This is a genomic window from Massilia niabensis (assembly GCF_042655085.1).
GTDB classification, from domain to species: Bacteria; Pseudomonadota; Gammaproteobacteria; order Burkholderiales; family Burkholderiaceae_D; genus Telluria; species Telluria niabensis.
The window spans coordinates 140,339-165,553 of sequence record NZ_JBHSMU010000008.1 but is presented as its reverse complement, the minus strand read 5'-3'; the positions used below and the strand labels follow the sequence as shown (position 1 = coordinate 165,553).

17 protein-coding genes are annotated in these 25,215 nt (G+C 67.1%); 6 read left to right on the top strand and 11 right to left on the bottom strand.

Annotation, left to right across the window (positions count from 1 at the left end; genetic code table 11):
• Positions 1-76 precede the first annotated feature (76 nt).
• Positions 77-793, bottom strand: a complete 717-nt coding sequence (gene queC / locus ACFPN5_RS07630) for a 7-cyano-7-deazaguanine synthase QueC (RefSeq protein ID WP_379781752.1) — start codon at positions 791-793, stop codon at positions 77-79.
• A 162-nt stretch (positions 794-955) separates the two neighbouring features.
• Between queC and ACFPN5_RS07625 the strand changes: the two genes are divergently transcribed.
• Both ACFPN5_RS07625 and ACFPN5_RS07620 read left to right on the top strand, forming a co-directional pair.
• Entirely contained in the window at positions 956-2,932 is a 1,977-nt protein-coding gene (locus ACFPN5_RS07625) for an autotransporter assembly complex protein TamA (RefSeq protein ID WP_379781750.1), read from the top strand.
• Complete coding sequence (locus ACFPN5_RS07620; RefSeq protein WP_379781748.1) at positions 2,932-7,389, top strand: translocation/assembly module TamB domain-containing protein; 4,458 nt, start codon at positions 2,932-2,934, stop codon at positions 7,387-7,389. Before ACFPN5_RS07625 ends, ACFPN5_RS07620 begins: the two co-directional genes overlap by 1 nt.
• Before the next feature lie 48 nt (positions 7,390-7,437).
• Here the strand turns inward: ACFPN5_RS07620 and ACFPN5_RS07615 are convergent, their stop codons facing one another.
• Complete coding sequence (locus ACFPN5_RS07615) at positions 7,438-7,608, bottom strand: hypothetical protein (RefSeq protein ID WP_379781746.1); 171 nt, start codon at positions 7,606-7,608, stop codon at positions 7,438-7,440.
• 145 nt (positions 7,609-7,753) lie between these two features.
• Here ACFPN5_RS07615 and ACFPN5_RS07610 point away from each other — a divergent pair, with 145 nt between their 5' ends.
• The gene (locus ACFPN5_RS07610) at positions 7,754-8,266 is read left to right on the top strand and encodes a CcdC protein domain-containing protein (RefSeq protein WP_379781744.1); all 513 of its coding nucleotides are present in this window, start codon (positions 7,754-7,756) and stop codon (positions 8,264-8,266) included.
• 216 nt (positions 8,267-8,482) lie between these two features.
• Here the strand turns inward: ACFPN5_RS07610 and ACFPN5_RS07605 are convergent, their stop codons facing one another.
• From ACFPN5_RS07605 to ACFPN5_RS07585, 5 genes are all read right to left on the bottom strand, one after another.
• Positions 8,483-11,305, bottom strand: coding sequence for an ATP-binding protein (locus ACFPN5_RS07605; protein WP_379781742.1), 2,823 nt, complete (start codon positions 11,303-11,305; stop codon positions 8,483-8,485).
• 6 nt (positions 11,306-11,311) lie between these two features.
• The gene (locus ACFPN5_RS07600) at positions 11,312-12,010 is read right to left on the bottom strand and encodes a hypothetical protein (RefSeq protein ID WP_379781741.1); all 699 of its coding nucleotides are present in this window, start codon (positions 12,008-12,010) and stop codon (positions 11,312-11,314) included.
• Complete coding sequence (locus tag ACFPN5_RS07595; RefSeq protein WP_379781739.1) at positions 12,003-13,373, bottom strand: hypothetical protein; 1,371 nt, start codon at positions 13,371-13,373, stop codon at positions 12,003-12,005. The genes ACFPN5_RS07600 and ACFPN5_RS07595 overlap by 8 nt, the downstream gene beginning before the upstream one ends.
• 227 nt (positions 13,374-13,600) lie before the next feature.
• The gene (locus ACFPN5_RS07590) at positions 13,601-14,350 is read right to left on the bottom strand and encodes a DUF3108 domain-containing protein (RefSeq protein ID WP_379781737.1); all 750 of its coding nucleotides are present in this window, start codon (positions 14,348-14,350) and stop codon (positions 13,601-13,603) included.
• Between the two features lies 1 nt (position 14,351).
• The gene (locus ACFPN5_RS07585) at positions 14,352-15,488 is read right to left on the bottom strand and encodes a DUF3108 domain-containing protein (protein ID WP_379781735.1); all 1,137 of its coding nucleotides are present in this window, start codon (positions 15,486-15,488) and stop codon (positions 14,352-14,354) included.
• A 110-nt stretch (positions 15,489-15,598) separates the two neighbouring features.
• Here ACFPN5_RS07585 and ACFPN5_RS07580 point away from each other — a divergent pair, with 110 nt between their 5' ends.
• Entirely contained in the window at positions 15,599-16,327 is a 729-nt protein-coding gene (locus ACFPN5_RS07580; RefSeq protein ID WP_379781733.1) for a PhaM family polyhydroxyalkanoate granule multifunctional regulatory protein, read from the top strand.
• Between the two features lie 141 nt (positions 16,328-16,468).
• A complete protein-coding gene (locus ACFPN5_RS07575; RefSeq protein ID WP_379781731.1) occupies positions 16,469-19,819 on the top strand; it encodes a patatin-like phospholipase family protein in 3,351 nt (1,116 codons plus the stop codon).
• A gap of 1 nt (position 19,820) precedes the next feature.
• Here the strand turns inward: ACFPN5_RS07575 and ACFPN5_RS07570 are convergent, their stop codons facing one another.
• From ACFPN5_RS07570 to ACFPN5_RS07555, 4 genes are all read right to left on the bottom strand, one after another.
• A complete protein-coding gene (locus ACFPN5_RS07570) occupies positions 19,821-21,491 on the bottom strand; it encodes a tetratricopeptide repeat protein (protein WP_379781728.1) in 1,671 nt (556 codons plus the stop codon).
• Complete coding sequence (locus ACFPN5_RS07565) at positions 21,488-22,216, bottom strand: sensor histidine kinase (RefSeq protein WP_379781726.1); 729 nt, start codon at positions 22,214-22,216, stop codon at positions 21,488-21,490. The genes ACFPN5_RS07570 and ACFPN5_RS07565 overlap by 4 nt, the downstream gene beginning before the upstream one ends.
• 93 nt (positions 22,217-22,309) lie before the next feature.
• Positions 22,310-23,986 (bottom strand): FAD-dependent 5-carboxymethylaminomethyl-2-thiouridine(34) oxidoreductase MnmC1, encoded by a 1,677-nt coding sequence (gene mnmC1 / locus ACFPN5_RS07560; protein ID WP_379781724.1) that lies wholly within the window; start codon positions 23,984-23,986, stop codon positions 22,310-22,312.
• On the bottom strand, positions 23,983-24,549 hold the full coding sequence (locus ACFPN5_RS07555) for a DNA-3-methyladenine glycosylase I (protein WP_379781722.1): 567 nt from the start codon (positions 24,547-24,549) through the stop codon (positions 23,983-23,985). Before ACFPN5_RS07555 ends, mnmC1 begins: the two co-directional genes overlap by 4 nt.
• A gap of 106 nt (positions 24,550-24,655) precedes the next feature.
• On the opposite strand from ACFPN5_RS07555, the gene ACFPN5_RS07550 reads away from it, so the two are divergent.
• The gene (locus tag ACFPN5_RS07550) at positions 24,656-25,180 is read left to right on the top strand and encodes an FMN-binding negative transcriptional regulator (RefSeq protein ID WP_379781720.1); all 525 of its coding nucleotides are present in this window, start codon (positions 24,656-24,658) and stop codon (positions 25,178-25,180) included.
• The last annotated feature ends 35 nt before the right edge of the window (positions 25,181-25,215 follow it).

The following is a 25,215-nucleotide window of genomic DNA, read 5'->3' as shown; positions in this document are numbered from 1 at the left end:
AAGGCGCGGCGACGAAGACAGTACGCATGTACGGCGAGGAGCTGCAACGCAGCTATGGAGGTTTTGTTAGGCGCTCTTAAACGGTACCGCTCCGCGCCGCTGCAAACTGGGCATAGCCGCGCGCCCGCAGTTCGCAGGCCGGGCAAGTGCCGCAGCCATAACCCCAGTCGTGGCGCGCGCCGCGCTCGCCCAGGTAGCAGGTATGGGTCTCAAAGCGCACGAGGTCGACCAGCGCCGCTCCGCCGGCCTGCTCGGCCAGTTCCCAGGTCTGCTTCTTGTCGATCCACATGAGCGGTGTCTCGACCTTCAGGCGCGTTGCCATACCCAGGTTGAGCGCGACCTGCAAGGCCTTCATCGTGTCGTCGCGGCAATCGGGATAGCCCGAGAAATCGGTCTCGCACATCCCGCCCACCAGCACCGTGAGGCCGCGGCGGTAGGCCACGGTGGCGGCCACCGTCATGAACAACAGGTTGCGGCCAGGCACGAAGGTATTCGGCAAGCCGTTCGCCTGCATTTCGATGGCGACATTGCTGGTCAGCGCCGTATCGGAAATGCGGGCAATCAGCGACAGGTCGACCATGTGGTCTTCGCCCAGGCGCGCGTCCCAGCTTGGGGACAGCGCGCGCATCTTTTCCAGGACCGTCGGGCGCACTGCCAGCTCGATCGCATGGCGCTGTCCGTAGTCGAAACCGATCGTTTCCACCCGGGCGTAGCGCTCCAGCGCCCAGGCCAGGCAGGTGGTCGAATCTTGTCCGCCACTGAAGAGGACGAGGGCGGTATCGGAAGCGTGCATGTGTCGTTTTTTTGAAAGTTAATCGTTCGCCATCATTTTTGCAATTCCGCTAAGATGCGCTCAGCATTTATATACTGAATACTGAGACGGAGAGACATGGTTCTCGCGACATCCCAACGGACCGCAACGGCGGCAAGGCAATCACGGATTTTGGCACAAATCATGCTGTCCGTGTATGCGGTGCTGGGCACGCAAGCGGCCTCGGCCCAACAGGCAGGCGAACAGCCGCTGAGCGGGCAGACGCCGACCGAGCAGCCATCAAGCGAGCAACCGCTGACCGCCCAGCCCCTGAGCGGGCAGACACCGAACGGGCCCGTCAAGTACACCGTGCGCATTGACGCGCCGGGACGCCTCGACAACCTGCTTGAAGACAACCTCGAACTGCTGCGCTGGCGCGGCAATCCACGCGTCGACCTCGACCAGTTGCAACGCCTCGTGAAGGAGGCGCCCGAAGAAGCGAAAACCCTGATCGCCACCGAAGGCTATTACTCGCCGAAAATCACCGCAACGCTCGATACGAGCGGCGCCACGCCTGTGGTGCGCATTGGCGTCGATCCGGGCCAACCGACCCTGGTGAGCGACCTTGACCTGGTGCTGCAGGGCTTCGTGATCTTCGAGGGCGGCGGCGCCCCGTATGACGCGGGCGCGCTGCGCAACCGCTGGTCGCTGCCGGTGGGCGCGCGTTTCCGCACGGCCGACTGGGAAGGCGCCAAGCGCGATTTGCTGCGCGAAGTAACGCGCTCGCGCTTTCCACGCGCGCAGCTGGTCGAAACCAGCGCCACCGTCGATCCTGATGCTTATAAGGCTTCCTTGCGCGTCGTGATCGACAGCGGTCCCGAAATGCGTTTCGGCGCGCTGCGCATCCGCGGCCTGAAGCGCTACCCGGAATCGATCATCACCAACCTCAACAAGATCAAGCCGGGCGACATGTACAGCGAAGTCGCCCTGCAGGCCTTGCAGGCACGCCTGCAGGAAACCGGATACTTCGCCACGGTCGAGGTCAGCGCCGACATGCGCGCCGTGCTCAACGCCGAGATCAAGGACTTGAAAGAAGACGGCGACCTGGACGGCACAGCGACCGGGCCGGCGGCCGATTCCGCTGCTGCACAGGCTGCACAGGATGCGCCTGCCGTGCCCGGCCAGGCCGCGACTGGCGTCAAGCCGCCGGCCGCCACCGGCCCGACCGTGCTGCCGGTGCTGGTGCGCGTGACCGAAAACAAGCAGAAGAACATCGAAGTCGGCGTTGGCGTATCGAGCAATACCGGTGCGCGCGCCCAGGTCAGCTACGACGACCTGAACGTGTTCGGCAAGCGCATGAAGAGCGACCTGATCTACGAACAGAAGCGCCAGACGGCGCGCGTCGACTTTTACTGGCCGACCACGGCCGATGGCTACAACGACAGCGTCGGCGGCGGCATCGAACGCACCGACGTGCGCGGCGAACTGCTGACTGTCGGCACCGTGGCCGGACGCCGCGCCTGGGGCACGCCCGAGCTCGAGCGCAGCATCACCCTCGAGGCGCTGCTCGAACAGCGCGAGGTCGCAGGCCTGGAAACGACGCGCAGCAGGAGCGTCCCGCTCACCTACGCCGTCACCCGCCGCAAGCTCGACAATCTGGTGCAGCCGACCCGCGGCTACGCCCTCAACTGGCAGCTCAGCGTAGCGCCGCTGCCGCTGTTCACCGATGAAAAATTCGTTCGCGGCTACACCCGCGGCGTGTACTATCGCCCCATGGGCGAGAGCGGTACGATGATCCTGCGCGGCGAAGCCGGCGCCGTCTACTCGAAGGAGAAGCTGGGCGTGCCGAGCACCCTGCTGTTCCGTGCCGGCGGCGACCAGTCGGTGCGCGGCTACGGCTACCAGGAACTCGGCGTGCGCGAAGGCGACGCCATCGTCGGCGGACGCTACCTGCTCACCGCCGGCGCCGAATACCAGTACTGGTTCCGTCCACCATGGGGCGTGGCCTTCTTCGTCGATGCGGGTAACGCCGCCGACAAGCTCAGCGACCTCAAGCCGGAAGTCGGTGTCGGCATCGGTGCGCGCTGGCGCAGCCCGGTCGGTCCGATCAACGTCGATCTCGCCTACGGCGCGGCCGTGAAAAAACCGCGCCTGCACTTCTCACTTGGATTCACGTTCTGATGAACGACCATACCCCTACCCCACCTTCCACCGAGCCGAAGGCACAGGCGCCGGCCAAACCGCGGCGCTGGCCGCGCCGTGTCGGCATTGGCCTGGTTGTCACCGGCGTCATCGTCGGCGGCACGATCTGGTATCTCGGGCGCGAAACGACGCTGCAGATGATCGCCGAGCGCGTCTCCCGTTCCACCGGTGGCAAGCTGACCATGACCGGCGTGCGCGGTTCGCTCTACGGCGCCATGCACATCGACCGCATCGTCTGGCGCACCGACGAGCAGCTGGCGATCGCCACCAACATCGACCTGCAATGGTCGCCGCGCCAGCTGCTTTCGCGCGGCATTGAGATCAACAAGCTGCACGCGGCCGACCTGCGCATGGAAACCCTGAAGGAGACCGACGAGCCCGCGAAAATGCCGACCTCGCTCGCCGCGCCCTTCAAGATTACCCTCGACGACGCGCGCCTGGCGAAACTCACTTTTGTGAACAAGGGCGCCAGCACCGAAATCACCAACGTCCGCATGCGCCTGTACGGCGACAAGGCGCAGTGGCAGCTGCGCGATGCGGCGGCCAGCACGCCCTGGGGCCAGGTGGCAGCCAACGGCAGCATCGCCGCGACGAAGCCGTTCAAGCTCGATGCGACCGCCAGCCTGTCGGGGTCGCAGGTAGCCGCGGGCAAGGGTGCCACATCCGTGCCGGCGCAACTGAAACTGCGCGCCGGCGGCGACCTGAACCTCACTACCCTCGACATCAACGGCCAGGCCGGCCGCGCGGGCGGCGAAGCGCGCATGGGGATTTCGCCGTTTGCCGAGATCCCGCTGCGCACGATGACCCTAAACGCGCGCAACATCGACCCCGGCTTCTTCAACCCGGCCCTGCCGACCGCCGACCTGACCCTGTCGCTCGCCGCCAAGCTGGACGACAAGCGGGCGATTTCCGGCAGCGTGAACATGATCAACGACGGCCCGGCCGGCACCATCGACCAGCAGCGCCTGCCGCTGCGCGCGTTTCGCGGCCAGCTGGGCGGCGACCTGACGGCGATGCGCCTGTCGGACGTGCTGATCGACTTCGGCACTGCCGGGCGCTTCACCGGCAGCGGCAGCGTACAGCGCGGCGAAGACGAAGAGGGAATGGGCACGGCGAAGTTCGCGCTGCACACCGACCGCTTCGACTTGAAGCAAATTCACGGCAGCATGAAGCCGACGAAAATCGCCGGCGACATCGCCGTGGCCAACGTCGGCAAGGTGCAGACGCTCGACATCAACCTGTCCGAGCGTGGCCTGCGCCTGGCAGCGCGCGCCAGGCTCGAGAACAATGTGGTCGATGTGCCGGAAGCCCGCCTGTCGGCCGGCAGCGGCACCATTGCCCTCAGCGGCCGTGCGAATCTGTTAGAGGATAAAGCGTTCAAGGTCACGGCGAACGCCAGCCGCTTCAACCCGGCAGACCTCGGCGACTACCCCGAGGCGAACATCAACGCCGTGGTGAATGCCGCCGGCGTGATGGCCCCGGCGTGGAAAGTGACCACCGACTTCGCGCTGCGCCCGAGCCGCCTGTTCGACCAGCCGCTGTCGGGCAAGGGCAAGCTGACCGCCGACGCGAAACACGTCACCGGCGTGGACGCCGCCGTCTCCCTGGGCCAGAACACAGTCAACCTGAACGGCAGTTTTGGCGCGCCGGGCGAACGCATGAACTGGCGCGTCGATGGCCGCCAGCTCGCCACCCTGCGCAGCGACCTGTACGGCGCGGTGGTGGCGACCGGTGTCGTCACCGGCGCCATGGCCAATCCACGCACGACCTTTGTTGCCGACGCAAATGGCCTCGGCTGGGTCGCCGCGCAGCGCAAGGCGAATAACAGCAACCTCCATGTCAGCGGCGAAGCCTGGCTGGCCGGCAAGGAAGGCGCGCGTTTCGTCGAGGCGAAAGGGAGCGGCAACATGGCGCGCTTCAACCCGGCCGCGTTCGGCAGCCCCCTGCCCGGCAGCATCAACGGCAGTTTCGATGCCAGCGGCCGTTCCGGCGACAACTGGCGCGGCGCGCTGAACCTCAAGCTGCAGGACTCCACCTTGTCCAAGTCGCCGTTCTGGGGCCATGCGCGCCTGGCGGCGGATGCCCGCCACGTGTCGGGCGCCGACGTCGACCTGCATGTCGGCGCGAACGTGGTAGCCGCCAAGGGCAGCTTCGGCGCCGCCGGCGACCGCCTCGACTGGCGCATCGACGCTCCCCAACTGGCGGCGATCGGCCCCGACTTCAGCGGCGTCCTGCGCGGCGCCGGCACGGTAAGCGGCACGATGGACACGCCATCGCTCACCGCCAGCCTCGAAGGCCAGAACCTGCGGATGCTCACCCACAACCTGCGCACGCTGCGCGCCACCGCCAACCTCGGTTCCGGCCGCGGCGGCGCCGACCCGCTGGTGAGCGACATCCAGGTGGTCGACTATGTCAGCGGCGACACCCGGATCGCCGCCGCCAGCCTGCAGACGAACGGCACCCGCGCCGCGCACACGCTGCGCGCCGCCGCCCGTGGCGCAGATTTCGACGCCCTCACCGAGGTGCGCGGCGGCTGGAGCGGCAATGCCTGGGCCGGCACCCTGGCCACCCTGCAGAACAAGGGCCGCTTTGCGATGACCCTGGCGCAACCGGTGCCATTGCGCATCGGCGTGGCGCCGGGCGCCGGCGTGGCCGGTCTCGCCAAGCCGCAGTCGCTCGCGTTCAACGGCGCCGTGATCCGCCTGCCCGCCGGCACGGTACGGGTCGACACACTGACCAAAACCGGCTCGCGCTGGAACAGCAGCGGCGCGGCCGCCGGCGTACCGCTGAATTACCTCGCGCAGTTCTCGGAGGCGCTGCGTGAAAACGTGCGCGGCAACCTGCTGCTTGGCGCCAACTGGGCGCTCGACCTGCGTACCGCGACCGCCACCGGCGGCGCGCCGGCCCTGGCGGGCAATGTGCGCGTGTTCCGCGAAGGCGGCGACGCCATCGTCGGCGGCGGCGTCGCACCGGTGCCGCTCGGGCTGCGCACCTTCGAGGCGCGCGCCGATGTGCAGGGCAGCTCGCTGCGCACGCAACTGACGATCGACGGCACGCGTACTGGCACCGTCCGCGCCGACGGTACCGTGCAGATGATCCGCGGCCGCGTCGACCGCGACAGCCCGCTGCGCATGACGGCGAATGCCGACATGCCCTCGATCGCCTGGATCGCGCCCTTCGCCGGCCAGCGCGACCTGGAGCTCGACGGCAGCGTGAAGCTGGCGGTCACCGCCGGCGGCACCATCGGCACCCCAGTCCTGAACGGCAGCGTGAATGGCGATGCCATGGCGGTGCGCTGGCCCGAGCAGGGCGTACGCCTGCGCAACGGCCAGCTGCGCTCGCAACTGGCGGGCGACCGCCTGGTGCTGCAGCGCCTCTACCTGGAAGGCATGAGCGGCAACGCGACCGCCGACGGCTCGATCCGCTTCGGCGCCGGCGCCCCGGCCATGCAGCTGAACCTGGTGGCGAACAAGTTAGAAGCGCTGTCGCGGCCGGATCGCACCGTGATCGTGTCCGGCAATGCCGCGCTGGTGCGCGATACCAACCGCTTCACGCTCGACGGCAGCTTCAAGGCCGACCGCGCGCTGATCGAGTTCGCACCGGCGGGCCGGCCGACGATCTCCGAGGACGTCATCGTGCTCGGCCGCGGCAAGCCGGTGCCGCCGGAACCGAAGGAAGCCGAAGTGCCGTTGACGGTGAACCTGGCCGCCGACCTGGGCGACAATTTCCACCTGCGCGGCCTGGGCCTGGACGCCATGCTCGAAGGCAGCGTCAGGGTGCGCAAGATCGGCCCCCGCCCTCCGCGCGTGAACGGCACCATCCGCGTGGCCAGCGGCAAGTACGCCGCCTACGGCCAGAACCTGGCGATCCAGCGGGGCGTGATCACCTTCAGCGGGGCGATGGACAACCCTGCGCTCGACGTGCTCGCCGTGCGCAAGCAGCCCGAAGGCGAGCAGCTCAGCGAAACCAATGTCGAAGCCGGCGTGCAGGTGCGCGGTACGGCCCAGTCGCCGCAGGCGCGGCTGGTCTCCACGCCAAACGTGCCCGACAGCGAGAAGCTGGCCTGGCTGGTGCTCGGTCACGGCATGGAAGGCACGAGCGGCAACGAGAAGGATGTGCTGAGCGCGGCAGCTGGCGCCCTGCTGGGCGGCAAGGGCGGCACCGGCGGCATTACCAGCAAGATGGCAAACGCGCTGGGCGTCGACGAACTCGGTATCGGCCAGGGCCGCAACGGCGACGCCGAGGGCCTGGCGAACACGGTGGTGACGGTCGGCAAGCGGATTTCCTCGCGCGCCTACATTAGCTTCGAGCAGGGTGCGACGACGGCGTCGAGCCTGGTACGCCTGCGCTACAAGATGACCCCGAAAATCACGCTGCAGTTCCAGACCGGCACGAATACTGCGCTTGATGTGCTGTATGCGTGGGCGTTTGATTGAGGAGAGGACTCCGATTCAGGAGTATTTACACTCCTGAATTGGACCCTTTCAGTGCAGAATGCTGGGCTTCGGATCGGGGACCGGGTCGTCGTTCTGGGGCGTGTGCACCGGCATATGGTGCGGATGCGGCGCATCGAACGGTTCGGGCATCGGTTCTTCATTCGGGACGGGGTCCGGCGCGCGGTGAAAGCGCACCGGCACGGGAATGGCTGGGATCATGTTCGGGCTCTCCTGATTCTAGGGAGTTAACACCTTATCATGCCCGTCCAGGGGCCGACGCTCGGATGCCGACGCCCGTATGGCCGACGCTCGGATGCGGTCGATTACAATGCCGGCTTCGGCTCAACCTTTGCACCAGAATCGCATGAACATCACCACCCTCGCCCTGCTCGCCCTGACGCCCATCCTCGTCTGGCGCATCTATACGCGCCTGAAGACGCAGATGGCGCGCCAGCGCTCGATCGTCTCGCGCCACTACACGGGCGCGCTGGTGTTCGGCGGGATGATCCTGGTGTCGCTGTCGGAAACCCTCATGCGGCCCATGGAACTCGGCGCGCTGGCGGCGGGCACCGCGCTGGGCGTGTTCTGGGGCGTGTTCGGGCTGCGCCGCACCGTGTACGAAGATCTTGACGTCGGCTACTTCTTCACGCCGCCGATGCGGCTCGGGATCATCATGGCGATGATCCTGGTGGCGCGCATCCTGTACATCGGCATCGAGATCTACGCCAACCAGGGCAGCGGACTGCCGGCGCCGCGGCTCACGGAAAGCCCGCTGACCATGCTGTGCGTGGGGCTGACGGCCGGGTACTTCCTGGCGTATTCCGTCGGGCTGCTGCTGTGGCGGCGCAAGCTGCGGCAGGCGATCGGGAAGGTTTGAATTGTGCAGGGTGTGATGTACTATTGTTTAGCAAATTGAGCACATTGGAGGGAAACATGAGCAAAAGTCAGGATGCGAAGAAAGCCACCAAGAAAGAACCGGCCAAGACCGACAAGGAAAAAAAGGAAGCAAAAAAGGTAAAGAAAGAAGAGAAAAAGCGGCAGCAGTAAGGGCCGGGTTGCGTTGAAAAAAGGGGCCCATCGGGCCCCTTCTGCTTTACGCGGCTTTTGCCTCTTCCTTCCTTCGCTGCAGCACGAAAATCGGCTGCGCCCACTGCGTGTCCTTCTTCTTCTTGCTCGTGATGAGCGTCAGTTCCGAAGGATCGTAGACGTCGGTGTTGTGCGTCAGCGGCGTCGTCATCAGGTACTGGGCGTCGGTGTTCTTCAGGAATTCGCCCACCAGCTGGATGTTGCGGATGTCCAGGTGCGCGAACGGTTCGTCGATGAACACGAAGCCGCCCGAGCCCTCTTCCGACTTGAGCAGGCCGATCAGGAGCACCAGCGACTTCATCACCTGCTGGCCGCCCGAGGCTTCGCCGTCGTTCATCCCGATCTGGTCCTTGCCGTCGAACTTGAAGCGCACGTGCAGGCCGGCCTGGGCCAGTTGCACGTCGTCGTTCTCGAGGCGCACCGGGTCGGCCTGGACGTCGATGCCCGCCAGCGAACCGAGCTCCTTGATGTTCTTCGAGTAGGCCTTGATCGTGTAGCGCAGGCGCTCGATGTAGGCGCCGCGCGCGTTCCCCGTCGCTTCGATCGCGCGGTTGTTCTGGTAGCGGCGTTCCTCGGTCTCGACCTGGCGTCCCTGCAACTGGTCGTTCAGGCGCGCGTACTGGTCGATGACGGTGGCGTCCAGTTCCCAGTCGTCGCGCGCCAGGGCGTGTTCGAGCGAAGACACGCGCAGGTTCACCTGGTGCGCGTTCTGGTGCTGGGCGACCAGGGCCGCGCCGCGCGCCGGGCGGCGCCAGGCAGCCGGGATATTGCGCCAGCCGCGGCGCAGGGCCAGCAGCGCCTTGGCGTGCTCGCTGCGCTGCTCGATCTGGCGGCGGCTGTTCAGGCGCAGGCCCGCTTCCGCTTCCGACAGCGCCATGCGCGCGTTCTGCCACACGGTGTCGGCACGGGTGCGCGCCACCGTCGCGTTTTTCGTCAGGGTTTGCAGCTCGCCCAGGCGCGCGCCCACTTCCAGGCGCTCGGCCTTGATCGGGGCAATGCTGCGCGCCGCTTCCTCGAACTCGGCCTGGCGCGCCGCCAGTTCCTTGGCGGCGTCCACGCCCGCGATGCGGGCTTTCAAGCCGCCCACTTCGGCGGCGAGTTTGCTGATCGCCAGTGTCAGCGCGTCTTCTTTCGCTTCCAGTGCAGGCAGCGACTTCTGGATCGCTTCCAGGCGCTGGGTCTTGCCGGCGGCGCCGAAGCGGTAGCGCGAGGGCTCGACGAACAGCGAGCGGCCGCCGCGGCGTTCGCGGTGGTAGGCGTCCGGCGTGATCCACTCTTCGGTACCCGATTTGAAACCGGCGTCGACCGAATCGACGCGGTCGATGCGCGCCAGCTGGTCGATCAGCCAGCCAGGGGCCGGCGCCGAGAAGTTCACCACCGACAGCAAGCTGTCGTCCTTCATTTTTGGCGCTTCGATGCAATCCGGGACGATGAAGTGGCGATAGCGCTCTTTTTCGGCCAGGCGGTAGGCCGCCGGCGCATCCTTGGCGCGCTCGAGCAGCACGACCGAGGCGTAACCGCCGAGCACGCCCTCCACTGCCCCCTGCCACTTCGGGTCCGTCACTTCGACGATATCCGACAGCATCGCATGCGGAATACCCTCGTCGCGCAGCGCGCGGCGCATCTGGCGCTGGGCTTCCGGTTCCGGCATCGCGCTCTTGCCCTGCAGCGCGGAGATGGTGGCCATCTCGCCGGCGATTTTTGCCGCGATCGACTCGCGCGCGGCGCGCTGGCGCGCCAGCTCGGCTTCCTTCTCTTCGAGCTGCGAGGCCACTTCCGCCATGTCGGCGCCGGCCTCCGCCGCCAGCTTTTGCAGGCGTTCCTTCTGCTCGAGCAGGTTCTCGATCGGCTTGATGCGGCTGTTGATTTGCGTGAGGCGGCTCGCCAGCGCCGTGCCTTCCTGCTCGAGCAGGGTTTCCTGCTGCTGGGCTTCGGTCAGCGCGCGCTGCTGGGCGGCGAGGGCCTGGCGCTTTTCAAGCAGGATGGCGTCGACCTGCGCCATCGGTTTGCGCTGCTCGTGCAGCGCGCGGCTGATGTTGGCGGCCTTTTCGCGCGCTTCGTGGTATTCGAGGCTCGGCAGCACTTCCTCTTTCAGGTCGCGCCGCTCCTTGTGCAGGTCCTCCCATTGGTGGAAGTTGGCCACGCGCAGGCGCAGGCCTTCCAGGTTGATGCGCGAGGTTTCCAGTTCGGCCTCGAAACGCTTCAGTTCCGTTTCGGTGTCGCGCTGGTGGCGCTTCGCTTCGTCGTAGGCGTCCAGCACTTCCTTGTCGCCGAAGACCTGGAACACCAGGTCCAGCAACTGGCGCGGCGCGTATTCGCACAGCTTGTCGGTTTCGCCCTGCTCCAGGGCCAGCACCTTCGACATGGCCGGCGACAGGCCGGCCGAGGCCAGGCGTTTCCGGTAATTCTCGACGCCCATCCAGTCGGTCGCCTCGGTCACTTCCTCGATGTCGACATTCCCCGGGCGCATCAGGTACTGGCGCTTCCAGTCGCCGCCGTTCTTCTGCACCTGGCAAAAGAGCGTGACTTCGTCGTCGCTGAAAAAGCCCGAGTGGCGGAACGGGCGGTTCGAGAGCTGGCGCCCGACCGGCTTGTTGTCGACCACGGCGCGGATCCAGGCGCTTTGCTGGCCCGAGTGGCGCGCGTAGTGCTTATAGGTGCGGCCCATCGAGCAATCCAGGCCGAACAGCGTGCGCAATGCGTCGAGCAGGGTCGTCTTGCCGGAGCCGTTCTGGCCGGCGATCGTGATGATCTTGGCGTCGAGCGGGATGTTCTTGATCCGCTGCCAGTAATCCCAGTGGACCAGTTCGAGTGATTTAATGTGGAACATGGTGTCTCAATTCGGTGTTTCGAGGATGTCGACTGAGTCGGCGTCGTTCGCCGCGTCGACCTTGCGCGGCACGGCCGCCAGCGGCGCGCGCTTGAACACGTCGGACAGCGCGCCATTGATGATGCGTTCCTTCAGCAGGTCGGTGTCCATCATCAGGTCGAGCAGCGGACCCTCCAGGATCACGTCGCCGCGCCGTTCGATGAAGCCGAGTTTCGACAGCACGCCCAGGTTCATGTCCATGCGCGTCTTCTTGCCCAGCTTGTCACCGAAGTCCGACAGCAGCGCCGTGTAGGAAATGCCGATCGAGGTGTCTTCGGCGCGCGGGATCGGGCTGTCCTTGTCGAACAGGTCGTTCTGGTCGTCCGCCACGGTGATGTGGGTCTCCTGGCGCTCGCGCTTGGGCAGGATGATCTGCGCCCACAGCACCACCAGCAGCGCCACGCCATCGCGCGTCAGGCCGAAGTTATTGTTCTGCCAGATGTCTTTCGCGCCGAATATCTTCGGTTCGACATTGCGGTGCAGGGCGATCGTCACATGGTCGGCATACACGTTATCTAACAACTTCATGCCGGCGTCCAGCAGGCGCTTGTCGACTTCGATGCGGAACTGCTCGTCCGACAGCGCGCGCTTGACCATCTTGTCGTCGCGGCGCAGCGTCTGGTGCGTCAGCAGGCGGGCGATCAGGATTTGTGCGTCGTCATTCATTATCCGGGGTGCTTTCTGGATTCAGTGAGAGGGTGGCAAACGACATGGCGGCCACTTCAGGGTCATCGAGCTGGACCATGTCGTCGGTCGGCTCGAAGCGGATCGGCAGGCGCGCCAGTTCGGCCGTCGCGCCCTGCAGGCTCGCCTCGGCGGCGTCGCCCAGGAGCGGCAGCAGCGAGGCGCGGTAGGAGGCCAGCGCAAAACTCGCCGGCAGCAGCGACTCGTGCAGCTGCACCTTCTTGGGGCCGGATTCCGAGAATTCCGGGAAGTTGCCGAGGTTGGCGAAGTCGGCCAGTTTGTTGATCCAGTCGTTCAGTTCCCCCTGCATCGCCGGGTTGTCGTTGATGGTGAGCGGCGCGTTCTCGCCGGAAGGCAGCCCTTTCGGGCCGGCGACGACCGTGCGCTCGGTCAGCAGCTCGGTTTCGGCGACGTCGATCATCTCGGCCGGCGTGCCGAACAGCGGCACCACCGGGCGGTCGATCGCGTTTTCGGCCAGGCTGGCCAGGTCCTCATGCGCCAGCAGCCAGCGTTTCACGTCGGTGGTGGACAGGCCCGACTGGCCCAGGTGCACGCGCTGGCGCTCGATCTGGTTCAGGGCGCGCGAGAACATGCCCTGCATGTTGAGCAAGGCGCTTTGCGCCCGGCCGATCGCCTGCGCCGCCTTGTGGGTGGCGGCGTCGGCGCGTTCGTCCGAGGTGATCGCGCGCAGGATCACGGAGCCCTTCTCGACCCAGTCGCAGGCCATGTGCCACTTCGCCTGCGAGGTGCGCAGCTTGAATTCGGAACCGGAGGCGATCGCGTCGCGGAACTCCTCGGTCAGTTCGACCAGGCGCCCCAGCAGGTGCCTGAGCTGCTCCACCGTGACGCCGCCCACCGCCTGGGCGCCGGCCACCTGCGACAGCAGGTAGCCCATCTCGGCATCGTCTTCCTCGGGCTTGCCGAGCGCCAGCAAGGCGTCAAGCGCGGAGAGCACGTTGCGCGCCAGCGGCGTGATGCGGTAGACGGCGCCCGGCGCGTCCCAGGCCAGGAGGCCATGGGTGCGCAGGCGGTTCAGTACCGTCTCCAGGCTCTCGGGAATCAGGTAGGCGAGTTTCGTATTGATGTCGGCGCGCGAGAAGGCCGGGCTGGCGGTGTCGGCAGCCAGTTCGCGCAGCACCAGCAGGCGCACCAGGACGCCGTCCTGGCCGCCGTGGAACAGCGCCGTGAACGCGGACAGCATCGGCTGCGCGCGCTTGAGGTGGAAGACCTGCTCGATTTCGTCCGGTGCGACGCCGTGCTGGAAATGCGCGGCGAGCGGATCGTCCTCGAGCGCCGTGCCATGGGATTCCGCGGCGAGGGCCGCGCCTGCCTGTATGTCGATCATGTGGGATACCAGTTTATACCAGTGTTGCTGGCGCGAAGGGGGGCTGCTGCTGCCAAGCAAAGTCAACGCAGAGTCAATGGGGCAGCCCGGCTGTTTCGCGGGGGCGCCAGTATAACAGTTAAGATCGGGCAACTAGGAGGGGAAGACGCCGGCAGGATACCGGCTTGGCCGGAATGACACACTCCGGCTGGCGGTCCGATGCAAACTTGATAACGCCTTCCTTGGCTTTATTTACGCGTGATGCGCGACACCGTCTGCTCGATCGTCTCGCGCTCGTCGTCGCGGAAACGCAGCTTGACCGGATACCATTCCTGGTCGGGCGCCAGCCAGATGTCGACGCCCTCGCTCCTGCCCCCGGCACGCGGCTCGCGGGTCACCAGCAAGGTGTCGAGTTCGCCCATGCCGGTCTGGATCTTTTCACGCTTGACCACCTTGAAGGTCCAGGGCTCGACGTCGCGCCGGCCTGCGACCACGAAGGTCCACTCGCTGCCCGGCTTGAAGCGGGCCTCCCCCGCCGCCCGCGCGACGGACGCCAGCTGCCAGGTCACCGAGGCGCGGTCCTGCTCGCCGCCCTTGAGCGCGACCGGTTCTTTCCCTTCGGGCAGGGTAATCGTTTTCGCCTTGCGGTCGAAGACGGTCGTCGTCGGGTCCTTGCGGTAGCGCTTTTCGTAGTAGTCGGCCGGCGCCAGCCCGAAGCTGTCGACCGTGCCCTGGCTGCGGTATTCGGTGAGCTTGCCGATCAGGGGCACACGCGCTTCGACGTCGACATCGTATTTGCCGTCGCCGGCGCGCCAGGTGATGGTTGCCTCGCCCTTCAGGCCGAAGCCGCGATGCTGGGCGGCCAGGTCGTAGGCCAGGTCGGCCGACGGCGGCAACTCGACCGAGCGCCTGGTTGGATTTGGTGCGGCAGCCTGCGCCGCCACGCCCAGGGTCAGCAAGGCGGCAATGACGCTGGTCTTGAGGAGAGTGCTTCGCATATCATTTTCCTGTAGCGGTAAGGGCTATATTATTCACGGTTTGCGTGGTGACCGCACCGTTGGCTTCCGTACTGCGACTCTGCACCGGATACCAGCCACGCGAGGGCGCCAGCCAGATGTCCAGGCGCGAGCGGTACGAGCCCTCTTTCGGCGGGCGCGACAGGTGCACGGTCTGCAGCTTGCCGAGTTTCGTGTCGATTTCTTCCTGCCCCACCACGACGAAGCGGTACACGACCGCGTCGCGCTCTTCGCCGACCTGGATGTCGATCTCGCCCGTGAGCTGCGCCGGGTCGCCGCGGGCAATGGCCGTCAGTTGCAGCGGCACGCTGGCCTTGTCCTGCGCCCCCGCCGCCAGGTCGACGTTCTTTTGCGAGGCGGAGAAACTGATCTTCTTGTTCTCCCAATCGAAATGGGTGGCGGTCAAGGCACGGCCACGGCGCTTTTCCGTCATTTTCACGGGCGCGAAACCGGTGCTCGCGACAGTGCCTTCGCTGGTCAGCACCGCCAGGTTGACTCGGGTGAACACGACGCGGATGCCGGCCTCGAACGCGATCCGGTAGCGCTCGCCCTCCTGCTGCCAGGTCAACTGCGCCTCGCCGCTCCAGCGCGTGCCGTCGCGATCGACGCGGGCGACGTCCATCGTCATCGCGCTCGAAGGCGGCAGGCTGACCTTGTAGCTGCGCGGTTCCGGCACCGGAGGCGCAGGCTGGGGCTCGGGCGCGGGCTCGGGCTTCGGCGGCGCAGGCTCGCCCGCGGCCAGGATGGCCTTGGCCTCGCGCACCACGCCCATGTCGGCAAGCATGTCATCACCGAGGCCACCGGCGCCCGGCTCGACCGGCGGGGCAACTGCATCTTCGGCCAGGAGCGGCGCCGGCTCGGGCAGCTCGGTCGCCAGCTCCGGCAGCGGCGGTGGCGGCAGGGACTGCGGCGCCGGGATCGGCACGGGCGGCGCCACCTCCGGCGCAGCATCGGGCAACAGCTCGGCCTGCACGAAACGCGTGTCGGACAGGCCGCCGGGCAGGCGCGGCAGCGCGATGCTGCTTCCGATCAGGGAGAACAGCATGGCATGCAGCAAGACGATCAGCGTGCCCAGCATCACGGCGCGGCGATGTCGGCGAATGATGGAAAAGATACCCATGCCCCTAGTGTACCTGCCCAACTGAGCGCTTGCTGCCCGTCAGCGGCGCCGCCTTTGTACGCTTGTTATTTATCTGCTACGCTAGAACTCCAATTTACGGAGAGACCAACATGCTTAAACCACCCTCGCAGAATGTGCCCGGCATGACGGATACGCTTGAGTTCGTGAAGAACCTGTGGGGCGGCATGGGCGTGCCTGTCGGCATGCCCGGGCTCGGCGCACCCCAGGTGTCCATCGAGGATCTCGACAAGCGCATCACCGACCTGAAAGCCGTTGAAACCTGGCTCAACCTGAACCTGACGATGCTGCGCACCTCGATCCAGGGGCTCGAAGTGCAGCGCGGCACCATCGCCGCCCTGAAATCGATGTCCGACAGCATGGCCCAGGTAATGGGCAAGGCCGGCGACCAGACCGCCTCGCTGCCGCCCTTCGCCTCCTTCTTCACGGCAGGCGGCACCCCGCAGCCGGGTACCGGGACCGCGGCATCGGCCAGCTCCCCAGGCGCAGCCCAGCCTGGCGCCGACGGCGCGCTCGATGCGACGATGGCCCCCGCCGTGGCGTGGTGGAACCTGTTGCAGGACCAGTTTCGCCAGGCGGTAGCCAGCACCATGCCGGCGGATGGCGCCGCCCCGGCCCCTGCCGCGTCCAACGCGCCGCGCAACGAGTCGCGTGCCGCAGCGGGAAATGAAGCGCGCGCCGCAGCGCCCGGCAACGAATCGCGTGCCGCGCCGGCCAGCGCGGCAGGCAGCACGCCGCGTGCACCTGCCGGCGGCGACGTCGGCGGTACGTCAGGCACCAGTTCCCCGAAGCCTGCGCGTCCGAAATCCGACAAAGCGTAATCATTTGACAGGACAAGCGTCCTGTTCCGCCCGTCATTTGATTTGACGGGCATCACATCTGCCCTAGTCGTGCTGAACTCGTTCTGAACGTGACAGCACGGCCCGGGCATCCCGGCTGCCGTGTTCCTGTTGGAGAACGGCATGTCCACCATCAATGCTTCTAGCACCGATTTTTCCGGCGTTAATTTCTCTGCTTTCACTGCCGAGCAGGTCGGCGACGTGCGCCGCAAGCTCGAGAGCGCGGGCTGCCGCGTGCCGCCGCATGCCCACCGGCTCGAGGAACTCGGTGCGGCCATTGCCGCGTTTCGCAAGGCGCAAGGCCTGCCCGCGACCGGCCCGCTCGACGCCACCACCTGGCGCCGCCTGAACGACCACAGCGGCAGCGTCTTCGGCGAGGTGTTCCAGAACGAACTCGACCTGCTGCGCCAGCGCGAAGGCGCCGCATCGCCGCCGACCGCGGTGCCGGCACCGGCAGAGGTCCAGCCGGCCGCGATGTCCGCCCTGCTGTCGCGCGCCCACCAGGAGCAGCTGGCCGGACTGGCCCTGTCCGGCGGCGGCGTGCGCAGCGCCACCTTCAACCTCGGCGCGCTGCAGGCCCTGGCGGAGCAGCGCCTGCTGCGCGATTTCGATTACCTGTCCACCGTCTCTGGCGGCGGCTTCATCGGCGGCTGGCTGTCGAAATGCATCCGCGAACGCCGCGGCGACGTGCGCGAGGTCGAGGCACTGCTCACGCCCGGAGTGACCGGCCAGGCAGTCAGCGCCGAGCCGGTCGAAATCCAGTTCCTGCGCCAGTACAGCAACTACCTGTCGCCGAGAAGCGGCACCTTCAGCGCTGATACCTGGACCCTGATCGGCACCTATGTGCGCAACACCTGCCTGAACCTGGCGATGCTGGTGGCCTGGCTGTGCGCGCTCCTGCTCCTGCCGCGCTTCGCGGTCTGGGCCGTCAACCGGGTGATTGGCCCGGGCGGGCCCTGGGCGCGCTGGTCGGATGCGATCTGGCTGCTTGGGACCGGCCTGTTCCTGGTCGCTGTGTTCTGCATCGCCCTGTCGATTTCCAGCAAACCGGAACACTCGCGCGGGGTGCGCCGTTTCCCGCAGCAGCAGGGCGCGGTCCTGTGCTGCGTCAACCTGCCGCTGCTGGCGGCGGGTTTCCTGGTCAGCATCGGGCTGTGGCGCCACGGCGGCGTGGTGCCGGTGATCTGGGAAGTCGGGCTGCCGGCACGCTTCGCCGGCTGGGGCGCGGCCTGGCTGCTGGTGCCGGGCCTGGTGTATTTCATCGTCTGGGCCAGCGGCTGGTATCTCGCGCACGACCGCATCAGTCCCTACCGCGGCGCCGGCTACGTGATCTGCGGCGCCGGTGCGGCCGCCGTGGCCGGCATGTCGCTGGCGGCGGCGCTGGAATTCGCGCCGGGGGCGCTGGCGCACTTCATCGCGGTCCCGGTCGCGCAGCTGGCGGCCTGGTGGATTTGCCCGTCAGCGGTGGCCGTGCTGCTCGTCTACGCCCTCGGCCTGGCCATGGAGCAGCGGCTGCGCCTGCACCGGCCGGCTCCCGACATCTCGCGCGCCGAGCTGCTCGAAGGCGCCGGCCACTTCCTGTGCGCGGTCGGGGCGCTGGCCGTCGGTACGCTGCTGTTATTGGCTGGTCTTGCGCTGCTGCCGGATCCCGAAAAACACCCGATCCTGAACAACGCCATCGCGCTGGGCACCTTCGGCATGCCGCTGATGATGACCCTGTTTTCGGTGACGATGACGCTGATGATCGGCCTGATCGGCTCGCTGTACAGCGACGCCAGCCGCGAATGGTGGAGCCGCCAGGGCGCCTGGTCGTCGATTTTTTCGCTGGCCTGGCTGATCATGTTCGGGGTCGCCTTTTTCTGCGCACCGCTCTTGCACTGGGCCTGGTTGACCTATGACCCGATCGCCAATGCCGGCACCGCGCTGGGCTGGCTGGTGATGACCTGGATCGGCCTGAAGGCCGGCAGCGGCAGCGCCACCGGCTCGCGCGAAGGCAACTGCGCCAAGCGCGAAATCGCCGCGCGCCTGGCGCCCTATTTTTTCACGGTCGGCATCTTTGCGCTGTTATCGAGCCTGGTGCAGGCCGTCGTCGCCAGCCCGGAGATACGCTGCCCCTCGCCGGTGTCGCTGCCCTGCGTGTACGCCGCGCACGCCAACGCCACGCTGGCGACGGGCGGTCAGACGCTCTTCAATGCGTTCTGCTGCTTCCTGGGCGCGGCGCTGCTGCTCGGCTGGCGCGTCGACATTAACAAGTTTTCGCTGTATATGCTGTACCGCAACCGCCTGGTGCGGGCCTATTTCGGGGCCAGCAGCGCCACCCGCAAACCGCATCCGTTCACCGGCTTCGACCCGAACGACGACCCGCAACTGGCCGACTTCGCCAACCAGCGCCCCTACCACATCGTCAACACCTCGCTCAACCTGGTCAGCGGCGAGGAACTGGCCTGGCAGACGAGAAAAGCCGCCTCGTTCGCCTTCACGCCGCGCTTTTGCGGCTTCGAGATGCCGCTGATGCCGGCGCACGGCGCCAACGGCGGCCTGCGCGACGCCCAGCGCGGCATCTATCGCCCGACCCGCGAATATGCGTCGCGCTCGGGCACGGGCGACGACGACACCAAGGTCGGGCTCGGGATGGCGGTGGCCCTGTCGGGGGCGGCGGCCAGCCCGAACATGGGCACGCACTCCTCCCCGCCGCTGAACTTCCTGATGACGATGTTCAACGTGCGCCTGGGACGCTGGTGCCCCAACCCGCGCAAGTCCGCGTGGACCCATTCCTCGCCCGGCATTGGCCTGTTCAGCCTGATTGCCGAACTGTTCGGCATGACCAATGCCGACGCCAACTACGTGTACCTGTCCGACGGCGGCCATTTCGAGAACCTCGGCATCTATGAACTGGTGCGGCGGCGCTGCCGCCTGATCGTCGCGGTCGATGTCGCCAGCGACAAGGAGACGGCCTTCGAAGACCTCGGCAACGCGATCCGCAAGTGCGCGACCGACCTGCACGTGAGCATCGACGTCGACGTCTCGAAGATGGACCTGGTGAAAGGGACCAGCCTGTGCGGCGGCAGCTGCGCGGTCGGGACGATCCGCTACAGCCACGTCGACCCGGACGGCCTGGACGGCACGCTGCTGTACATCAAGCCGGCGATCGTCGGCTCGGAAAACGCCGACGTCCTCAATTACCGCAAGGCAAACCCGGACTATCCGCACCAGAGCACGGCCGACCAGTGGTTCGACGAGGCGCAGTTCGAGAGCTACCGCGCGCTCGGCTACCACATCACCAAGGCGGCGCTGGCAAAGGCCGCCGCGGCATCGGCACGGCCCGGTGGCGGGCATGATATTGCGAAGCTGTGCGAGCAGTTGATGAAGCAGCATGGGTTGGCGCCGGCGGTGGCGGCGGCATCGCCGGCAAGGGCGTGCGGATGCCAGGCCGTGTGCGGCTGCGGGCGCGAGGTGCGGGACCGGTTCCGGTGAATCACGCCGTCGTATCCACGGCTTCCGGCTTCGGCACCAGCGCCGCCAGCTGCTCCATCAACTGCGCAAACCGCTGCTGTCCCGGCTGCAGGCGGTCGACGTGGGCCAGCACATGATAGGCCTCAAGCGACAGAGCCTCGTCGTAGCCTTTTTCGCGCATGGTTGACACCAGCACCTGGGCCGCGTTGAACAGGATGCGCTGGTTGTTCGGCAGCTTGGCACGCGCGCTGCGCATCCATTCGACGGCCTCGCGCAGCTTGCCGGTCTTCCACAGCAGGACGCCCTGGTTCATCAGGTCCGACGCTTCCTTTTTCGACGCGCGGATCAGGTCGACGCCCTCCTCAAGCATGCGCGCCTTCTCGAAAATCGCCTGCACCTCGTCGAGCAGCACCGGGTTGTCGTGGTTGTTGCGGGCCACGTAGCACAGCAGCTCCACGGGCGCATCCTTGACGCCGACCGCGAACAGCAGGGTCGCCATCTCGAGGCAGGTCGGCACGTCGGGCCGCTCGGCACGCGTTTCCAGCAGGGCTTCCAGTTCGTCGCCGGCCTTGCGCGCGCGGCGGTAGTCGCCGCTCTCGTGGTACACCAGCCCTTCGGTGATCTTGGCGCGCAAGTCGATGTCCGGGTGCAGTTCGCCAAATTCGCGTTGCGCGGCCGCCAGCAGCGCCTGCGCCTCCTTCGGATCGTTCTTCAGCCCGCAGACGCGTGCCAGTCCCAGGTAGGCATCAGGCGTGCGCCGCACCGAATATTCTCCGATGGCGATGCATTTGCGGAAGGCCCGCTCGGCCATGCCGACATGGCCCAGCTTCAGGCAGACCTGCCCCAGGCTGCTCTGGCGCGGTACCGAATTCGGGGACAGCTTGGCGGCGCGCTCGAGGATCGAGCAGGCTTCCTCCAGCTTGCCCAGGCCCAGCCAGGCCTGCGCCAGGCCGTCGTAGGCGTCGATGTAATAGCGGTTCTCGGCGATCACGCCCTGGAACATCTGGCGCGCCTGCTCGAACTCGCCATTCGCGAGGCGGATCTTCGCCAGCCCGGCGCGCGCCCACTGGTATTCGCGCTGGGCCAGCACGCGCTCGTAGGCTTCGCGCGACCGTTCCGGTTCGCCGCTCTTTTCCATCAGGCGCGCCTTCATGCGCAGCAGTTCCACCTCGTGCACGGGGCTGGCGGCGATCTGCTCGTCGCACAGGCGGGCGGCGCGCAAATAATCCTTTTCGGCATACGCCTGGTCGATCGGGCGAAATACCTGCTTGCGGTGCCAGACGCGGTTCAGGCGCGTGAGCAGCACGCCTTCGGTGATCGGCTTGACGAGGTAGGCATCGGGCTGGTGCTCGGCCGCGCCCATCACCGATTCGACGCTCTTTTCGGCCGACACCATCATCCAGATGCTCGATGGCAGCAACAGGTTGCGCATGCGCGCTTCCTCCAGCACCTGCTGGCCGTTCTTGCCCTCGCCCAGGTTGAAGTCGCACAGCACCACGTCGTAGCGGATCTTGGCCAAGAGGCCGATCGCCTCGCCGCCGCTCGCGGCCTGGTCGATGTTGCGCGCACCCAGGCTGCGCAGGCTCTCGCGCAGCAGCTGGCGCACGCCGATGAAGTCGTCCACGATCAGGTAGTTCTTGCCGGCCCAGTCGATCGGTTCGGCCCGGGCGCCGGAGAGCTCAGGGGGGCTCATGGCAGGCTCAGGATGAAGCAGCCGCCGCCGAGCACGCCGCCATTTTCCAGGCGCACGGAACCGGTGCGGCCGCGGTGGCGGTGCATGCGGGCGACTTCGCGCGAGAAGTACAGGCCGAGGCCGGCGCTGTTGCCGTGGAAGTCGACCCCACTGTCCATGCCGGTCAGCGCGGCGGCGCCGGCTTCCAGCAGCGGCTGCGGGTAGCCGGCGCCATTGTCCTCGACACGGATGTCCAGCAGCTCGCCATTGCGGCGCAGGGACAGGCGGATGCGGTCGCGCGTGTAGTGGACGGCGTTGTTGACGGCGTGCGATACCACGCCGACGATCAGGTCTTCGTCCAGGTGCCAGACCAGGTTCGCTTCGACGTCGAGATCGAGCGAGATATCGCGTGCTGCCAGCAATACCCGACCCAGGGCCACGACCTGCGCGGCCAGCTCGCCCGCCTCGATCGGCTGCACGTCGAACGGATAGGCCGGCGTGCCGACCTGCTTGTACAGGGCGAGCAGCTGCATCAGGCTGTCGTTCAGGCGGCGCGTCTGGTACAGCATCTGCGCCATCTGGCCGTAAGTCTCACTGCGAGCCTCGCCGTGCGCCCCGTTCTGCCCCGCGCCATCGCCGAGCAGCCCCTCCAGGGTGCCGGAGAGGACGCTGATCGAATTCTTCATGTCGTGGGCGGTCGAGGCCAGGAACATCAGCAGGTCCGGCGAGTGTCGGGTGTCGTCCATGCGACGGCGCCCTCCAGTGGCGCAAAAAAGTTGCTTCGCGTTAATTATACGCGCGTGACAGGGGATGCGCGCTTTGCGCCAGCGCAGACGCGCCTAATCCGTCTGATTCAATGCGGGCCCACGCCCGGTGCGGCGTGCACGCAACACAAAGCGTGCCGGATCGAGCGCGTCGACCAGGGCCGACTCCAGCGGCAGCGGTTCGTTTTCGAGGCGGGCAGCGAGCAGCTCGGCGCATAGCGGCGCCCAGATCAGGCCGCGCGAGGCGTAGCCGAGCAGGCCGTGCAGGCCGGCATGGCGCGGCACGTCGCGCAGGCGCTCGGTGCTGCCGGCGGCGTCGAAGTCGGGCAGCGTACCCACCAGCGGCAGGCGGTCGGGCGCGACGCTGCGAAATCCGACGCGCCCGTCGAGCGGGGCGTCCGCGCCTGCAGCCGGGCTTGAGATCAGGCCGCGCAGCCGCTCGATGTTTTCGGCCTGGCTGGCGATACTCAACTGCGGATCGGCATCGAGGTCGTAGGTGGCGCCGGCGCAGGCGATGCCGCCGGCCGCCGGGGTCAGGTAGGCCTCGCGGCACAGCACGAAGGGCAGCTCCGGCAGCGTGGCCGCATCGAGGTGGGTGACCTGCCCGCGCAGCGCCGCCAGCGGCAGGCGCGCGGCCTGGGCCAATTGAACCGAACCGGCGCCGCCGGCCAGCACCACGGTCGCGGCGCGAGCAAGCGTTGCGCCATCTTCTGCGCGCACTTGCCAGGCGTCGCCATCGCGCGCCAGGCTGACGCTGCCCACGCCGAAATGCGTCGTCAGCTGCGTGCCGCAGGCAGTCAGCATGGCCTCGCAGACGCTGCCGGGGCGCGCCCAGCCGCCCTGCCGGAACAGCCAGGCGCCGTCTGGTGCGGGCAGGCCAAGCTGCTGCTGCGCCTGCGGTGCTTCCAGCCACTCGGCGAACTCCTGCGGATACTGTCCGCTGGCGGCAATCGCACGCGAAGCTGCCGCATGTTCGGCGTCGCGCGCCAGCTGCATCACGCCGCAGGCGGCGCCTTCGATTTCGCGGCCAATACCGCCCAGCGTGTCCCAGTAGCGCAGCGCATACAGGTAGGCGGCGCGCGTGAGCCGGGTCGGGATGTTGTCGTCTTTCGACAGCAGCGGCATGAAGATGCCGGCCAGGTTGCCCGACGCCTCGCGCGCGACGCCTGCATGGCGCTCCACCAGCGTCACCTGCCAGCCGCGGGCGCACAAGCGTTCGGCCGCAGCGCATCCGGCCAGCCCGGCGCCGATCACGATAGCCTGGCGCGCGGGAAGCGGCGGCAGCGGCAGGCGCGGTTTGCGGCTGGCGAAGTGCGCAGCGGCGTTTGCGTCATCGAACACGAAGCCCTGCGCCGCCAGGGCGTCACGCTGCGCGCCGTCCAGGCCGTCGCAGGCCAGGCGCGCGTCAGTTGCAGCCAATCGCGCCAGTCCGCGGGCAAAGCCCGTCCTCTGCCCTTGTATCCCTTCCAGGTGCGCGAAATCGATCCGGCACGCGAGCTGGGACAATGCACTGTCGAGCGGCGCGGCCAGCAGGTCGAGCGTGACGCCTGCCTGCTGTTGCGGGATGCGGTGAAAACCAGGCAGCAGGCCGTCGGCCAGGGCGACGATGTGCAGGCGCGCCGGACGTGCCGGATCGGCGCGCCACGCCTCGATCAGCGCGGCGGCCCTGGCGCCGCTGCCGTAATGCGTGTCGAAGACCGTATAGCGCTCGCGGCCCTGCCAGAAGCTTGCCGCATTGTTTACCACACTCACGCCGCTCCCGCGTGGCGAAAGCACTGTGGATCGTGGTCGTCGACCATGCCGATGCCCTGCATGTAGGCATACACGATGGTCGAGCCGACGAACTTGAAGCCGCGTTTCGACAGGTCTTTCGAGATGCGGTCGGACAGGGCCGTTTTCGTCGGCCGCTGGCCGTCCGGCCAGTCCATGACGATCGGCTTGCCGTCGACGTAGTCCCACAGGAAGCTGTCGAGCGTAAGCCCTTCGGCACGCAGCAGCAGATAGGCGCGCGCATTGCCGATGGCCGCCGCCACTTTCAGGCGATTGCGCACAATGCCGGGGTCGGCCAGCAGTTCGGCCACCTTGGCCTCGTCATAGCGGGCGATGCGTTCCGGGTCCCAGCCGTCGAAGGCGGCGCGGTAGGTATCACGCTTGTTGAGGATGGTTTCCCAGGACAGGCCGGCCTGCGCGCCCTCCAGGTTGAGCATTTCGAACAGGCGGTTCTCGTCATGGCAGGGTACGCCCCACTCGTGGTCGTGGTAGTCGAGGTAGCGGGGATTGACCGGGTTGGCCCAGCTGCAGCGGTTCGTCGTCATGGGCGCAAGTATAAAACAGGGCGAGACAGCGCGGCCCGCAACATGGTTATTTCAACCACGCCCGTTTTGCCTTAGGATAAGACTTTTTTATCGCGGAGAAGCGCTGATGTATATCCCTGCCTCGACGGCCGAAACCCGCCCCGCCATGCTGCATGCCTTAATCAGCGCGCATCCGCTCGGCATGCTGGTGTCGCACGGCGCATCCGGAATCGATGCCGACCACATTCCGTTCGAGATCGCACCGGGCGACGCGCCGCTGGGCGTGCTGCGTGCCCATGTCGCCCGCGCCAATCCGCTGTGGCGCAACGACGGTGAGGCCGTGATGGTGGTGTTCCGGGGCGAATCGGGCTATGTGCCGCCAAGGACGAGCATGCGCCATCCCGGCGACACCCGCGTGGTGCCGACCTGGAACTACAGCGTCGTGCATGCCCACGGACGCCTTCGCACCGTCGAGGATCCGGCGTGGATCATGGCCCTGCTGCGTCGCCAGAGCGCCGTGCACGAGGCGGCCGAGGCCCAGCCGTGGTCGCCGGACGATGCGCCGCGCGACTACATCGACAGGCTGCTCAAGGCGATCGTCGGCATCGAAATCGTTATCGAACGGTTGGATGGCAAGACCAAGGCGGGCTGAGCGCACAAACAAAAGCGCGCAGGACAGTTTTACCG